9 protein-coding genes are annotated in these 14,553 nt (G+C 42.0%); 5 read left to right on the top strand and 4 right to left on the bottom strand.

Features of this window, described 5'->3' with window-relative positions:
• Positions 1-296 precede the first annotated feature (296 nt).
• From ACED59_RS07710 to ACED59_RS07690, 5 genes are all read left to right on the top strand, one after another.
• Positions 297-2,714, top strand: coding sequence for a hypothetical protein (locus tag ACED59_RS07710; RefSeq protein ID WP_371704873.1), 2,418 nt, complete (start codon positions 297-299; stop codon positions 2,712-2,714).
• A gap of 81 nt (positions 2,715-2,795) precedes the next feature.
• Positions 2,796-3,041: a hypothetical protein gene (locus ACED59_RS07705; RefSeq protein WP_371704872.1), complete on the top strand. Its 246-nt coding sequence runs from the start codon at positions 2,796-2,798 to the stop codon at positions 3,039-3,041.
• A gap of 143 nt (positions 3,042-3,184) precedes the next feature.
• Positions 3,185-3,412, top strand: a complete 228-nt coding sequence (locus ACED59_RS07700) for a hypothetical protein (protein WP_045378150.1) — start codon at positions 3,185-3,187, stop codon at positions 3,410-3,412.
• Between the two features lie 90 nt (positions 3,413-3,502).
• Positions 3,503-3,766: a hypothetical protein gene (locus tag ACED59_RS07695; protein WP_168780455.1), complete on the top strand. Its 264-nt coding sequence runs from the start codon at positions 3,503-3,505 to the stop codon at positions 3,764-3,766.
• A gap of 795 nt (positions 3,767-4,561) precedes the next feature.
• The gene (locus tag ACED59_RS07690; RefSeq protein ID WP_371704871.1) at positions 4,562-5,533 is read left to right on the top strand and encodes a hypothetical protein; all 972 of its coding nucleotides are present in this window, start codon (positions 4,562-4,564) and stop codon (positions 5,531-5,533) included.
• A gap of 112 nt (positions 5,534-5,645) precedes the next feature.
• Here the strand turns inward: ACED59_RS07690 and brxL are convergent, their stop codons facing one another.
• The 4 genes from brxL to ACED59_RS07670 form a co-directional block, all read right to left on the bottom strand.
• Entirely contained in the window at positions 5,646-7,685 is a 2,040-nt protein-coding gene (brxL, locus tag ACED59_RS07685; RefSeq protein ID WP_371704878.1) for a protease Lon-related BREX system protein BrxL, read from the bottom strand.
• A gap of 69 nt (positions 7,686-7,754) precedes the next feature.
• Positions 7,755-10,475 carry a BREX-1 system phosphatase PglZ type A gene (gene pglZ / locus ACED59_RS07680; protein ID WP_371704870.1) on the bottom strand — a complete coding sequence of 907 codons (2,721 nt, stop codon included), beginning with the start codon at positions 10,473-10,475 and terminating at the stop codon, positions 7,755-7,757.
• A gap of 93 nt (positions 10,476-10,568) precedes the next feature.
• The gene (locus ACED59_RS07675) at positions 10,569-11,801 is read right to left on the bottom strand and encodes an RNA-binding domain-containing protein (protein ID WP_371704869.1); all 1,233 of its coding nucleotides are present in this window, start codon (positions 11,799-11,801) and stop codon (positions 10,569-10,571) included.
• 14 nt (positions 11,802-11,815) lie between these two features.
• Positions 11,816-14,482: a TrlF family AAA-like ATPase gene (locus tag ACED59_RS07670; protein ID WP_371704868.1), complete on the bottom strand. Its 2,667-nt coding sequence runs from the start codon at positions 14,480-14,482 to the stop codon at positions 11,816-11,818.
• Positions 14,483-14,553: the final 71 nt, after the last annotated feature.

The raw sequence follows: 14,553 nt of genomic DNA, 5'->3' as shown, positions 1-14,553 counted from the left end.
GTTGACAAGGTCTTCCCCTGAGCCTTCCCCCTGCTAAAGCAGGAATGAATCGATTTTCCTGCCCTGCTCGGGAATCTTCTCACTTTCCTTCATATATATACTATTTAAAGGCAAACTGAGAAGATTTTAAGAAGAAGCGATAGAAGCGGTAAGGTGACATCGTTTAATTCCTGCGTAGCAGGGCTTTAAAAATATTTTAATTAATTTTTTAAATATAATGTTGAGATCTGACAGTCTGTCATGTTAGTGTAAAGGTATACAGAGATGAATCATTACAATAACTATAGAGATTCAATATGAACGCTAAGAATAAAAAACAAAAAGCTATTCACACTGATCCGCATTTCACTTACAACGAGCCAGACCTAACTTCAGGTAAAAAGGTAAAGGCATACATACTAAACGGTGTTCCAGTTCCCACCTTTCTAAAAGATTACAGGGGGGTATTTGTGATTGAGCCCGTTAAGAACAAATGCACAGTTAGCCAGGTTGTTGAGTACTACAGAACCATTGAAAAGTTCGAGTTTGTGGTTGTAACCAACGATGATATGTTTGCAGATAGTGTTATTGAGCAGATGAACTCAACAAAGCTAGATATCCATTTGTTTAGTACGGGAGAAAAATTTTCATTCGATGACACTCTCAAAATGTATGCACGCATGTTTGTAATATCTAACAAAACTTGCCATCGGAGGGAGCTAGAGAAAGTTGTACAAGCTCGTATGGGCGTAGAAGAAAGTGAAGCCACAATGGTTCGAAAACTATCAGGTTACGGTATTGATGCAGATGTGGCTGTAGAAATCATGAGTAGCAAAAACTCAAGATTAGAAGAAGCTGTACAAAAAAACCTTTTTTTTGATCAGTTCAATAATTTATCAAATATAATAAATGTCTCTAACTTGTCAGAAATTGATAGAAATGGTGCATTAGCTTTAAAAGCGATGGCAGGCTTAGGCAAGCAGACACTTCTCACTGATCCGATGACTGTTGAAGCTATCGAGAAGGGTGAAAATGTAACTTTTTTCTCGCCACTTCGCGCTATAAACAGAAAAAATGACAAGGTACATGAGCACACAGGTAAGGGTTTTACAAGCTATGAAGCAGGTCATGCTGCCGTAGAAATGTATGCTCAGGCATTGTCTGTATGCGCTCCGTCGCTAAGTCGCAGAGTGTTTTTTAATCATGCTCTTGGAAGCGAGCTTGTGATTGGTGATGAGATTGAAGCCACCCTTCGAAGTAACCTGATTCCAAGCTATCAAAAAGATAAGATGATGACGACTAAAGAGCGAGAGTTGTTATTCGATGCTTTAGTTCAGGTTATAAGCAGAGCCCCAAAGCTGGCTCTTACTGATGCTGATATTTCACCAATCACTGCTCGATTTTTAGCTGAGATTCGCCCAGATATCAAAATTTACAACATCGACTCAGACTACAGCCATATCACTGCTAGCGTGGCTTCAAAAGAGGTTGTCTTGAATGAGGCTTTTGAAGCGGTAGAAAAGGGTGATGAAAAGGTCGTTGTGATGTTTGATAGTATCAGAGATCAGAAAGCATTCCTGAAGCGTCTAAAGCTAAATGAAGAAACGGCTTTAGAGAAAGGTTTTTTGGTCATCAACTCTGAAACCAGTGATAACGAACCTCAGGTCACCTTTATGAGAGAACCAGATCATGAGTTGATAGAGAAGGATTACCAATGTGTTTTTTGCTCTCCGACCACGGTTCGTGGCGTGTCTGTGACTCATCATGTTTGTGACAGAGTATTTATTATCTCAAATGGAGTTTTGGCACCAACAGACTTGATCCAGTTCCCGCGCAGATTTAGAACTGCTACTGAATTTGTATACGGATTGAACACACGATATCAGATTGAGCAAGATTATCTTGAGCCTTTCAAATCAAAAAAGTTTGTACCAACATTTGAGCGTATGCAAGCGGAGTACATGACCGAGCATGAGCTTCTGACTAGTAATATTGCGATCACTCTTCCAGCAACTCTTAAGGCACTTAAGTTCAATTTAGTCGAGCATCCATCACTTGCATTGTCTGAAGAGGAAGAAAAAGAGATGAAGGATGATCTAAAAGAACTCGAAAATGAAGCTCAGGCAGAGGAAATCGCCCTTATTTGTAGTGCTAAGCAAATAACAGAAGCTGAAGCGGATTGTCTTAAGAGGAAAAAACAAGCTAGAAAAGGGTTGACTAGGAAAGAGCGTTTTTCGCTTGAAAAGTTCACGATTCAACAAAAAACAGGTATTGAGGGAATCACTGAGGCTGAAGTTCATTTCTGCAATGACTTTTCTATAGCTGTCCATCATGCGGTAATAGATCCAGCTAGCATGCTTGCTCTTGCTCTTGAGGGCATGAAAAACATTAGGGGGGGCATCGACTCTACAGCGAAAGGCAGCAAAGGTAAGCTTGCGGATAGTTGTGTGGATAGAGGGATGGAGTTCATCGTCACGAAACAGAGAGCAGCGCAAGCACTTAAAATTGCCAAAAGGGATACACGTGCATTTAATAAGCCTTTACCACGAAACCTTTGGATCACATCGGAGACTACTATATCCTACTTTCAAAAACTGATAAGTGAAATCCTGCTCAAAGCTGGCTACGAGACGACAGGGAAGAGGGATAAGCGTGTGATCGAGGGACGGTCTTTAAACGTGTATGTCTTCAAAGAATCAAAGTACGTAAAAATCATTAAGGCTTATCTTAAATAATATATCAAATATATTGATTGTTTTTGGTTGCCGTGATACCATTTTTACATGGTGGAATTATAGTAAATGTAGGTCACGTTTATGATTGCGTCTCACGAATTGCTATCAAAAACTAAGCTTAGTGCCCAAGAGCTAGATAACTTGCTTAAGGAACTTGGTTACGTTAATAAGAAAAGAAATGCTTGTGCTCAAACACTAGCGAGTATGTTACATATTAGTTACCGAAACTCACGCAGAATGCTTGCTGTTACAGGAGTGTCGGGAATCTATTACGACCACTTGTTATTCCAACTTGACATCAAAAACCCTGAGTTTTCCATTTATTAACCAGAAGTCTTTTAGGTTTTTATTAGTTAATTTATTAAAAATAATAAATGGATTAGTGGTTGGTTTTGCTAGCTTTCGAGCCTGTTATGTCGGTTTAAAGGGCGGTTTGTTGTAATTAATAATTAAAATTAAATGAGAGAATTATGTATATAACTAAAGAAATTAATGGCTATGACGTAAGTATGGAATCTGGAGATGAAACTTACATAGGTGACGTTAAGCATGTGAAACTAACTGTTTATGTTCAGACTGAAGCGCTTTCCTGCGAGAAGAGATGGAAGTATGCGAAAGTCAACGACATAAAGAAAAACGGTGGATTTAGAAAGTACTTGCTAGGATTTGCAGAAGAAGTAGTTAATAGCATTAACTAAAGTTCAGAGTCTAAATTAAACAATAACTTATCAGCTATAGGCCCTAGTATAGGGCTCATTACTACTAATAATTAAAATAAAGGTAACAACATGAATATGTCATTCGTAATCAGTCTATTTATTAAACTAATCAAGGTTCAGTTAGAGAGCCAAGCTCGCGAAATTCAGGAGAAAATCGATGCTGGCCAACCTGCCACTCGTGAATTCTTAGAGGAGGAGATCTTTGGTGAAGATGACAAGGTTGACATTCTCATTCGCGAGTTAAACGATGAGCTTAACATCATTATTGATATAGATGATGTGCATGAGGCGCGTGAGATGCAGCATGGTTTAATTATAAGCCTTCATGACTAATGTGTAGAGGCAATAAAAAATTCGTTCGTAATGTATAACTCATTATTAGATCGACGACGTCATTGCTATACCAAGATCCCGTAGAAAGCCCCCTTTTACTGGCTAACAGTATTGCTTTTCGTATGTTATTAACGGGTATGTTTTATCGTTCTCTATATCGTAGGATGCCACATAAACTTGATGAGTCTGGTCGTCTCCCATTCGTGGGAGACCGTTTAAACTTGGTGAAGCTGGTCGTCTCCCATTCGTGGGAGACCGTTTAAACTTGGTGAAGCTAGTTGTCTCCCATTCGTGGGAGACCGTTTAAACTTGGTGAAGCTGGTTGTCTCCCATTCGTGGGAAACCGTTTAAACTTGGTGAATCTGGTTGTCTCCCATTCGTGGGAGATCGTTTAAACTTGGTGAAGCTTGTTGTCTCCCATTAGTGGGAGACCGTTTAAACTTGGTGAAGCTGGTCGTCTCGCATTCGTGGGAGACCGTCTAAACTTGGTGAGGCAAGCCGTCTCCCATTCGTGGGAGACCATTTAAACGTGGTGAGGCTGGCCGTCTCCCATTTGTGGGAGAGCGTTTAAACTTGGAGAGGCTGGTTGTCTCCCATTCGTTACCTTTTAGCAGTTGAAGCTGTTTTTATGCGTGCGAATAAGCCCAGACTACAAGTGAATTTCAACGTTATGACCGCAACAGTCTACACAACCAAGAACGAATATTACTTACTGTCAGCTTAAAAGGTTTGTTTAAATAATACTTTAAATATATTATTTAAACATGTTCGTTAAGTGATAGGCATGAAGTAAGTATGGCTGGAAGACCCAAATTATCCGAGTATGAAAAGGCTGTGCGTGCATGTAGGCGCGAATATACTAAATATCGAGATCTGGTTGATCTTGTTACCAAAGATAGTGCGGAAGCGCTTCAGCAAGTTGTTGAAATGAATAAATCCCGTAGAGGGCGTCCTGCTCGAACTGTTCAGGAACTCACCCAGAAACAGGCAGAAAAGCTTGAAAAGGCTATCGCTTTAGTTCGCTTAATTGAAGACAAAGAAGGGCGTGAGGAGATGCCCGACTATGTGATCTTCGTAACACCTGATCCAACGTTGAATAAGCAAAAAGGTGTTGGACACACAGGCCGTCCTCAGAATACAGAAATTGATGAGATTGAAGCTATGATTCGACGTATTAAGAAGCGAATCACAGCGATAGAAACTGGCAAAGAACCTTCTGGACGAATCATGTCTGCTGAGGAAAAGATCTTGGGTTGTAAGCAACAGATTTCTGACCTTGAAGCTCAGGTCAAAACTCTTGAAGAAGAGCTCTCTGACGAAGAGTTGGCGAAACTTGAAATCAGGCGTGCCCGCTATGCCAAGAGAGCTGCCAACATGCACCTAAAGGCGGTAAAAGCAGCGCGAGGGGATGAAGAGAAGCTAGTCAGTGATAAATTAGATATTGATGAAGAGCTTTTGGATGCTACTAACAAAGCTAATGCTGCTGCTGAGCTGGTGGATAGGATGGTCGATGAGTTCAATGAAAAGTACGGGGAAATCAAGAACTCAGAAAAAAGCGAAGGTTTTGTTTCCAAACAGATTCTAAGGAATCAGCTAGCGTCGAAGCACGCAAAAACGTTAATGGCTCAGAGAAAGCTAAAAGCGGAGCAAGAGAAGCAGGAGCGCAAAGAGAGGCGTTTAGCTAAGCGATCAAATGTGTCGGTTCGGAATCGACATAAGAAGGACTCCTCGGTTGAAACGAGGTTTAGAGATCATGATGAATCCTAATACAGCTCAGTTGTTGGTAAAAATCCACATCTTAGAATTTCAGCATCAAGCGAGTATACAGGCTCGATTAAATTCCAGGAAAGCACGTGGCTTTCCTGGGGACTTGGGCTGACTAGCTAACTCCCAGCGCCTTATAAACTGCATCCACTGGATCACTGTAGAAGCTAACCTGAAACTTGGTAAATGTTTCCGCAGGTACAGTCGGAATATCGGTAGCCGAGGCCATTGGGATTAGGATTTTAGTTGCACCTGCTTCTAGGGCTACCTGCATTGAACCAGCGAGGTCTTGCACAGGGTTTAGAACTCCACCTAAGGTCATAGACCCAAGTACGACCATCGACTCCTGCATCGGCTTGCCAAGCAAGATAGAGCAGTTCGCTATTAGCGCTGGTAAGCTAGAACAATGACTATTTCCAGACAGTTGCAAATCGACAAAGTGTAGGTGGAACTCATGATCTGAGAACTGGTTGTTAGCGGCAATCCTAGATAAATTGCCCTTAAAGTACTCAAATCCTACCTTTACTTGTTCTTTGGCTTCAGTATCTGAGCCAAGGCCTGAAGTTGTCAGTTTTCCATTACCAGCAGTCTTTTGAGTCTCGATTCGGAATACTCCAAGCTTTCCTGCCGTTCCTGGACTTACAAAGTGAACAACACCTGCGTTTGGCATTCCTGGAGGAATAATTTGTGAGCCTCCTTGTTCTGGAACATTTACGAAGAACTCTTCTAGTGAGTCATTATCAATGTATGAGAAGTTCACGTCGAAGAACTCCATACCACCGATTTTCTTGAGCTGCTCCTTCACTCGGCGTCTAACCTCTAATGCATAAGTCAAGCAAATGCGCACGTCTTCCTTATTGTACTCACCATGTGGGAAAAGAAGTTTTAGTAGACCAGACGTTGTTCTGCGAACCGCGATCACATCACGTTGGTTGAGGTTGTTACCTAGCTTAAAGAACTTATCTATGGCGTCCGCAAAGGTATGCTTACGCATATCTCGCATGTATTCCGCCAAGTAGTCAGTGATAAGGCCAAAGCGATTGGTAAAGAACTCTGGTCGCATCTTTGGTATTTCCCACCCTGGTATATAGGCGTGGAAACGGTCAAAGAATGCGGAGTCGATCATCTCGGTTGGGAATGGAGCTAGTAAGTGGCTAGTCTTTACTAAAGTCTCTACGCTCTGATCAATGTTACCGACGAACACCATGGAGGCTTTCGCCTCTATAGAATCGCGACCTCGGCTGAATGAGCCAGAAGCCATGTAATCTTTCATGATCTGGACGCCATCTTTATCCTTGAATCGAATACCAGCCACTTCGTCAAATGCAACGATGTCCCACATGCCTACTAGCCCCACCTGACGTGAGGACATGTTATAGAAAAGGTTAGCTACTGTTGTCTGACCGCCAGATACCAAAAGAGAGTTAGGAGAACATTCTTTATAAACGTGTGATTTACCAGTACCACGAGGGCCAAGTTCACATACGTTATAGTTGTTTTCTACAAATGGGATCATGCGAGCAAGTATGTGCCATTTGGCTCTTTGTTCCAGATTTGCTGGCTCCATACCAATAGAGCGAAGCAGCATGTCCAGCCATTGATCCATGCTGAAGTTACGTCTGGCGTCGAAGACTTCTTGCATGTTCATTGAAGGCATCTGAATAGCTTTCAGCCCGATCACCGAGAATGGCGATGTCTTTTGGCCTTCCTCATAGAAATAGCTGAGGGTTACGATGCACCAAATACCACCAGTTAAGAGTTTTTCGTTTTCCTTAACGATATTGGCTGGGATAACCGCATCTTTAATGCCTAAGTTCGACAGACTAGCTTCATAGACATCTTTCTTTTGATTGAGTCGAACAGAGACCTTATCGATAACTTTATGTGTGCCTTTCTCTCTGATAAGTGACTTAACTTTTTCTGCTTCATCTGGGCGGACGTAGTTATCAGTTAAGATCTGTTTAACACGAGCAAGGCCAGCTTCAATCAAGTCGTCTTCAGCAGAGGAGCAGTACATACCCAGTAAGTACTCAAGTACATAAACAGGAACGTTCGCGCCTTCTTTGAGCTGTTTCGTTAAATCTTTCCGAACAACACGCCCTTTAAACTCGGTAGTCATCAGATCGTCTAGATCTGCATCCTTTACTTCTTTGATCTCTTGCTCGGAGTCAACTGATGAAGTCATGTTTTCTTCGTTGTCGTAGTAATCGTTCATTAGTCCCTCTTAGAAGAAATCATCTTCAATAGCTATATCAATAGTTACTGAATGTGGTTGCAAGTCTATAGTTTTGTTTGGCTGTGTTACGTCGCGCATCATCAATTTGTATGAGATAGTTCGATCAAATCCTGATCCGCTAAGCATAATCACGACACTACGTTTACGGTCTTCTTGCCTTTCAGATGTTGCGTCAAAAAGCATTTTTTGTTTGTGAGAGACTACTTGACCGTTTGGATCTTCAATCCAAATTTCTAGCTCTCTCGCCATGTATTTGTTACCGACAGCACCAGCCTGGAAAAGCTCGATTTTATCAGCTAGGGAAACTAGGCGAATAGGATTCGATAGTGGAACGACAGGTACTCGCTCTTTGGCATGTTTAGTTTGCTGCTTCTCTGTCTTTAATTGCTTGACCTGAATGACAGGAACACAAATTTCCTGCGGCATGATTCCACCGTGGATGAACTTAGCACCGCCAACAAAATTAAAGCGGTTAGAGCCTCTAGGTACTATGAACTCTGCATCTGAGCAGTTTTCAGCACCTTGTTGGCTAGCGTCTATAGTCAGGTGTGCTGTTGCTGCCATTTTGGCTTGTCGATAAAAGTCTTCACTTGGTAAGCTTTCTCCGATGATATAACGCTTTTTAGCTTCCACTGCGCCTTTAGGTTTTACAGTTAAGGCGGTTTTATCTGACTCAACCACATCGCTGGATTTGAAAATAAACCCATGGTCAGCAGTGACTAGTACACGACTGCCGTTCAATCGGTTAATAATGCGCTCTACAAGAAGTTTGATTTCAGATATCGTTTCTGCACAAGCTTCAAACGTTTGATTTTCTGTTACTGCTTTATCGCCGATGGCATCAATTCTATCGTGATAGATATACACAATACGCGCATCATGAACCTTCTTACGGCCTTCTTCATTTGTCCAGCTCAATACCTCGGAAGCCTTGAACGCTAAGCCGTTGCGTTTCGCCAGTATCTTCTGGCGGTTCTCTGTTCCGTGGACGCTGATACCATCAGCTTTATACTCAACTTTTGAACCAATATGCGCAGTTAACTTGTTGTACGGTAGTAATGAAGCCATACCCAGTTGAGTGTATGAAGGTACTACACCAAGCTGAGATTTTAGCTCAGCAGCAAAACGCTCTTCGTTGTTTATCTCATCGCTGATTGCATGAGCCACATCATATCTCAACGCATCAGAGATGATTACGAAGACCTTTTTAACCTGAGATGTATTGAAAAGCCCTTCCACTTGATGACGATAGAAATCATATTGATTTGGAACGCCTGGAATTTTCCATTTACCTAACAGCTCTTCATCATCGACAAGCTTGTCCCACGCTATAGCAAGATCGTGGAGATACCAGTCAACATAAAGTGTTTCGATATCGCCAACTAGCCCTGTCATCTTAAGGATGTCTGAACCATTGTGAGCGACTTTTAGCGAGTGCTCACAGAACTCTCTATAGGCTGAATCGAACTTGTAAAGTTCACTTTCATACGCTCGATACATATCTTTCGCAGAGGCGTATTCAAATCCATCAATGTACTTATGCTTGAGGGAGTAGAAGTGCTTAGCTGCGCGAATGGCCTTCAAAATTGAGGAGTAGTTAGGCTGATGATATGTCCAGTGAGTTGACAGTCGGTGAGAGATTAATGCATCTACTTCAACTTGCTCCAGCTCATTAAGTTGCTGAGCAAGTAAAACGATAAACTGCTGCTCTGCGTATTCGAACGTTTCTACTCGCTGTAAGTGTCTTGGCGATTTTACCATTGACAATACTTGCTTAAGCTCGAATTCTTGTTCTACCTCTTTTGCTAGCTTGTTATAAGCAGCAGACATAGAGCGGTTCTCGCGCATATTTTTGATTAAGCTGACGGCAGTTGCTCTCTTTGAAGAGTTGACTCCAGAACGTTCAGAGTTGTCTCGTTTTCCAAACTCATTTAAAGAAATTGGCAGTAAGTGCTGAGTAAAGCGAACTAAGATATCTGAGGTATTGCTAACTCCACTGTTGGTTAGAGATTGATAGCATTCTGTAAGCAGCAGCTTCGCTGCTAAATCGGCGAGGTCAGGTTGTTGCTGACTCTCTTCACTGTCTGCTTTTTCAATATTGTACCCAACGGTATTTGAAGCAAAGTGCCAGAATGTATCTACTAGGTTGTATTTCTCTAATTCTTTGAACAGAGGATGAGATTCAGTGCCGCTAGCTAGTTTAGCGAGTAGGTCAAGAAGTATGGTTACGAATGTCGCAGATTCAACTTTTAGAGTGGCTGCAATGAGCGCCAGTTCAAGTTCTTCTTTATTAGCATTGTGAGGCAATAACTTTTTAAGGCGAGCAACACGAGATTTGTTTGTAAAGAAGGCGCGATAGTTAGCAACAACTGGTCGAAACTCCATGCGCATGCCAAGCTCGTTTAAGATCATCGAACTTGAATCAGCATAGAAGTTTTCCGAGTACAGGCGGATATCGTAGAGCCAGTCGCGCTCGGGCTTGCTAGTCTCCTTTGTGCTGTAAAGGACAAAGCGGGTATCAGGCTCAAGTAGCTCTATACGCTCCTTAACCTGGAAGTGAGAGAAGTCATCAATGCGGATCACCTCTATCCCATCGATTGACAGTTCTTCAAGTTGGCTGGTGAACTCTTCGTCTGTGTCCTGCCAAAAGACCAATCGACAGTTATCGAACTTGGCTAGAAGTCCTTGTGAAATTTGTACTATGTTCATTATTTTTTACCTGAAATTATCACAAACCAATAAGTAGCAATGCAGCTAGCTTGTTATCGAGTATTTCCTATCGTTGTAGGTATTAAAACTTAACTAACGGTACAGTGTCAGTTTCAGGTAATCGTCGGTTAGCTGGAATTCTGGTTCTGAAGTAGAGTGTTGCCTCATAAGAGGTATGATTTTAGTTCTTACTCCCATTCCACGCGCATCTACATAACCGTAGTCTCGCATAACTTCAACTATCAAAGGGTTTCTAGGCGAACGTTGTCCAGCGAGCATCTTTTCGATGGTCATAGAGTTTTGCATCGCTCCTGGACTCGATATTTCGATTCGGTTCGAGTAAACAACAACCTCAATATCAACCATTCTTGTCCAGTCTCGGTGGACAAGGGCATTAATTAGAGCCTCACGAATTGCTTCTTTTGGATAATGCCACTGATTTTCTCGTCTGAAACCACTATCGATGTTGTCAGCCTCCTCACTAACAAAAGGCGTGATTTTGTCAATAAAGCGTTCGATGACCCCGTAGTTAACTTCTTCAAGCTGACGCGTTCCGCCTTCAGTTGTCCATAAACCCACAAAAGGTGCATTAAGCACCTCGTCGAGTTCTGCTCGGTATTCCATGCTGTCACCATCGAACACCATGAGTCTAATACCAGATTGCCTTAGGTAGCGCCTCGGAGCAGTTCCGAATAAAAGCAAGCCTGCTATAGTACACACAACCTGATCACCAACACCTTCGACAAGATAACCAAGCCCAAGTAGTCGTGTAATCCACTCTTGTTCGGTTGTTGGCATTTCAGGTTCTTGTAGAATGTTTTGGAGATAATCAGTTAGCCGCTCTCTGCTTAGTGAAGCAAAAGAAGTCCCCGCTACGGGTAAAACTTCGGAGTGAAGCATTCCCCCACTTTCATACAAGCGAGCTTGTTCCTCACGACTAGCCAGGCGAGATGTACTACCTAAGCGCACGTAGACGTCTTCACGTTGATTGTGTCTTACCACATAGGGTTTGCTAGTTCCTTGGGTTAGAGATATTACGGCGACCCTTTTGCCATCTTCCATTTGTATTTCTTCATAAAATGGCAGAATCATAGGGTGAACTTTGGCGGAAAAGACAGACGTCATAACCCATTCTTCAAGGTTTTCTCTGTTGATGCCGCTGATAGAACCATCATCTTCCACACCAAGGAGAATCAGACCACCGCGTAGATTTGCTAGAGCTACCACTTCTTTGGCAAGTTGTTCTGGTCTGATGTCATCACGTTTGAATTCAACACCTGAGTTTTCACCGTTAGCAATGATTTCAAGTAGCTCTGTTCTTAACATTTTTTTCTTCCAAGTTATTTATTCGTAACAGCTTTATCGTCAAAGCCATACTTTTTCCGTCGCTGATTGAAAGCAACTTCACCGCCTTCAAGAATATCAGCGGCTAGTTTCTGTATCTGCTCAACATCAATAGCACCTTGTTGACTTTCAGGCATGACACCTTTGTCTGAGTCAGAGCTAATTACTCCGATCCACTCAGCGTCACCAAATACGGGGATATTGGCGTTATGAGTCGCAAAGATAAACTGTCTAGATGTTTTGGCAATTCGTAGCTGCGTCACGATTCTATCTGCGATGAAGGCATTGTCCAAGTTATCTTCAGGTTGATCGAGTATGAGAGGGTCGTTATTGTCCAAAAGCAGTAAATGCAAGATCGCTGTGCATTGCTGACCCGTAGACAAACTGTCAACATCTCGGAATTGAGCCTCATCCGTATGACTGACGTTCAACTCTATAGACATTCGATCACTAACTTGTACTTCTTCAAGCATAAGAAGTTGTTGCTCTGTCATTTTACATAGAGAGATTGCAACCGTAGGAGTTATTCCCCAACCACAGTTAACCAAGGCATCATGACCCTCTCTAATCTTTGTTGCGAGATGTGCTGGGGTAAAATCGTTTTCGATTACCCAAGATAATCTTGCTGCACCGACTTGTTCTAGACGACACCCAAGTAAGTACTCAACAATGTCTTGCCTTTGAGCCTCGGAGCATAGTTCTAGTTTTACTTTGTTTTCGAGCTTACGGTTTAAAGTTTTGATTTTTCGTTTTAAATCGCTAGCGTGCCTAGTTCTTTCTTCTCGTAAATCAGCTAATAAAGTCGCTCGATTTCTATACAACTCAGTCAGTAATGTGTTTCTTGTTGCTAGTTGCTGCTGCATCGGTTTGATCTGTTCAATACGAGTTAAGATCGATTTATATTCTGCCCCTAGAGCTTTTCCTGATTTTCCATTGTTCGCAGGGATTTTCCTGAAGGCTTTCTCAAGCTCATCCTCTTGAGCTTTAACTTGTGCAGCTACGCTATCCGTTATAGGGGTACAAGTATTCATTGCTGTTGTTGAGCTTTCTTGTAGCTGCTTGCTTATGGCGATACCTGCATTCTTTAGATCTTCTATAGCAGAGCGTAGTTTTCGAAAATCTTCTGCACGAGGTAAAGTTGAGATAGCTGCTTCGCTTAAAAATACTGGATCAGGAAGATTGTCATTGATTATCTCAATCAAGGAAGAGAAGCGTAAAACTTCATCTCTCGTTGTTTGAATCAAATGCTTCTCTCGTTCTAAAACAGGAATAATTTTTAACTTTTCTTCTAGCCCTAAGTCTGCGAATAGTTTCGCACGCTCTTGTAGGTTAGGGAGTTGCTCCACTTCAGTTTCGACCGTAGCAATTTCTTTTTGTTGGTCTAATATTTTTTTTCTATTGTCTGCAATATGTGTTTGTAGACGTTGAGCCATTTCATTTGGCTTTTCATCGGAGATAAACCGTTTGATTAAAACGGTTCGTTGGACATCATCCCGAACCATTTCATAGATTTCATTTTGTCCATAAATTTCTAAGTCGGGAACTAACTCAGACGGGTGGAACTGAGTTACTTGATTTTGCTCATCACGGACTACAGGGTATTCACCATATTTTCTGGATACAGTAAATCGACGACCATTTAGCACATTGCTTCGGATCGTCAGTTTTACCATCCCTTTATCCTTGCCGAGGTTCTGGTCAACAATCTTTTTATGCTGTTTGTCTGCGGAGCCTGCTTCAAACGGCTTTTTATCTAAAGCATAGCGGATGCATTCTAGCAACGTTGATTTACCTGTTCCTCGACCTCCAATGATCGTGTTTAGGTGCTCTGATATTGATATATCAACACCATCTAGATACCCGTCGATAAACTCTATTCGCTCTATAGCAGAAGCATGATTTTCAGGCATGTCGGAATGTAGCCTGACTCTTGATTCTGGGTCAACGAATGCCATTTTAAATGCACTAAATGTAGGTGTTGTCATCTTGATAAAGCAACTGGCACCTGGTTTTCTAAGGTCACCTGGTTTTGCCACATCGGCTGCATTTATGACGGCTATCTTAGGCGTTTTTCTATAATCAGGAAGCTTGTTTTGGATTGCTTTTCTGTAGAAGTCATCTTCGACGCCTTTAAGATCCTCTATCGACCCAGGGATTTGAGCCGCTAGTAATCCAGAATACTGCCAGACATGATGCATCCGTCTTTTTAATACACCATCATCATTGGTTGAATGTGCTGCATAGATAAAACCACCTAACTCAGTGACTTTGTCGATGAGTTGAATGGCCCCCAGTCTAGACGGAGAAACGCCATCGGTAGGGTCAATAAGCTCTAAGCTGCCGAGAATTCTATTCAGTTCAGTGGATGTTTTGCATTCATCAAACAGACAAACAAAGTGAATTTTTTCGCTAGACGCAATTTCAAACCCAGGAAAAACGACGATACCATGTGGCTCCAGTACGTTTTTTAGTGATGCAATTTCAGCAACATTACCGTGGTCAGCGCAGCCTATAATTTTGATACTTTCTTCAAGACAAGCTGCTAGGATAGCTTGATTATACTCATCTTCTGATTGATTTTGCTGCTCTCCTCGATACTTGATGTAACTCGCAGGGTTTACTTGCAGAGCACACTTCCAGTATTGAGCCTTATGTTCACTCATTGAAATCTCCTTCACTCACATCCTACGAGCAATTATTACATAAATACCGTAATAGGTAGAGCAGGCTACTG

Source organism: Vibrio sp. FF266, assembly GCF_041439695.1.
GTDB lineage: Bacteria > Pseudomonadota > Gammaproteobacteria > Enterobacterales > Vibrionaceae > Vibrio > Vibrio tasmaniensis_A.
Note: the sequence above shows the minus strand (reverse complement) of the source record. Positions and strands in the feature narration are given on the sequence as shown.

Excerpts from the sequence above, each read along its gene's own strand:
- ACED59_RS07700 (WP_045378150.1), top strand. The coding sequence starts at position 3,185 with ATGTATATAACTAAAGAAATTAATGGCTATGACGTAAGTATGGAATCT.
- ACED59_RS07670 (WP_371704868.1), bottom strand. The coding sequence starts at position 14,482 with ATGAGTGAACATAAGGCTCAATACTGGAAGTGTGCTCTGCAAGTAAAC.
- ACED59_RS07710 (WP_371704873.1), top strand. The coding sequence starts at position 297 with ATGAACGCTAAGAATAAAAAACAAAAAGCTATTCACACTGATCCGCAT.
- ACED59_RS07695 (WP_168780455.1), top strand. The coding sequence starts at position 3,503 with ATGAATATGTCATTCGTAATCAGTCTATTTATTAAACTAATCAAGGTT.
- ACED59_RS07690 (WP_371704871.1), top strand. The coding sequence starts at position 4,562 with ATGGCTGGAAGACCCAAATTATCCGAGTATGAAAAGGCTGTGCGTGCA.
- pglZ (WP_371704870.1), bottom strand. The coding sequence starts at position 10,475 with ATGAACATAGTACAAATTTCACAAGGACTTCTAGCCAAGTTCGATAAC.
- ACED59_RS07705 (WP_371704872.1), top strand. The coding sequence starts at position 2,796 with ATGATTGCGTCTCACGAATTGCTATCAAAAACTAAGCTTAGTGCCCAA.
- ACED59_RS07675 (WP_371704869.1), bottom strand. The coding sequence starts at position 11,801 with ATGTTAAGAACAGAGCTACTTGAAATCATTGCTAACGGTGAAAACTCA.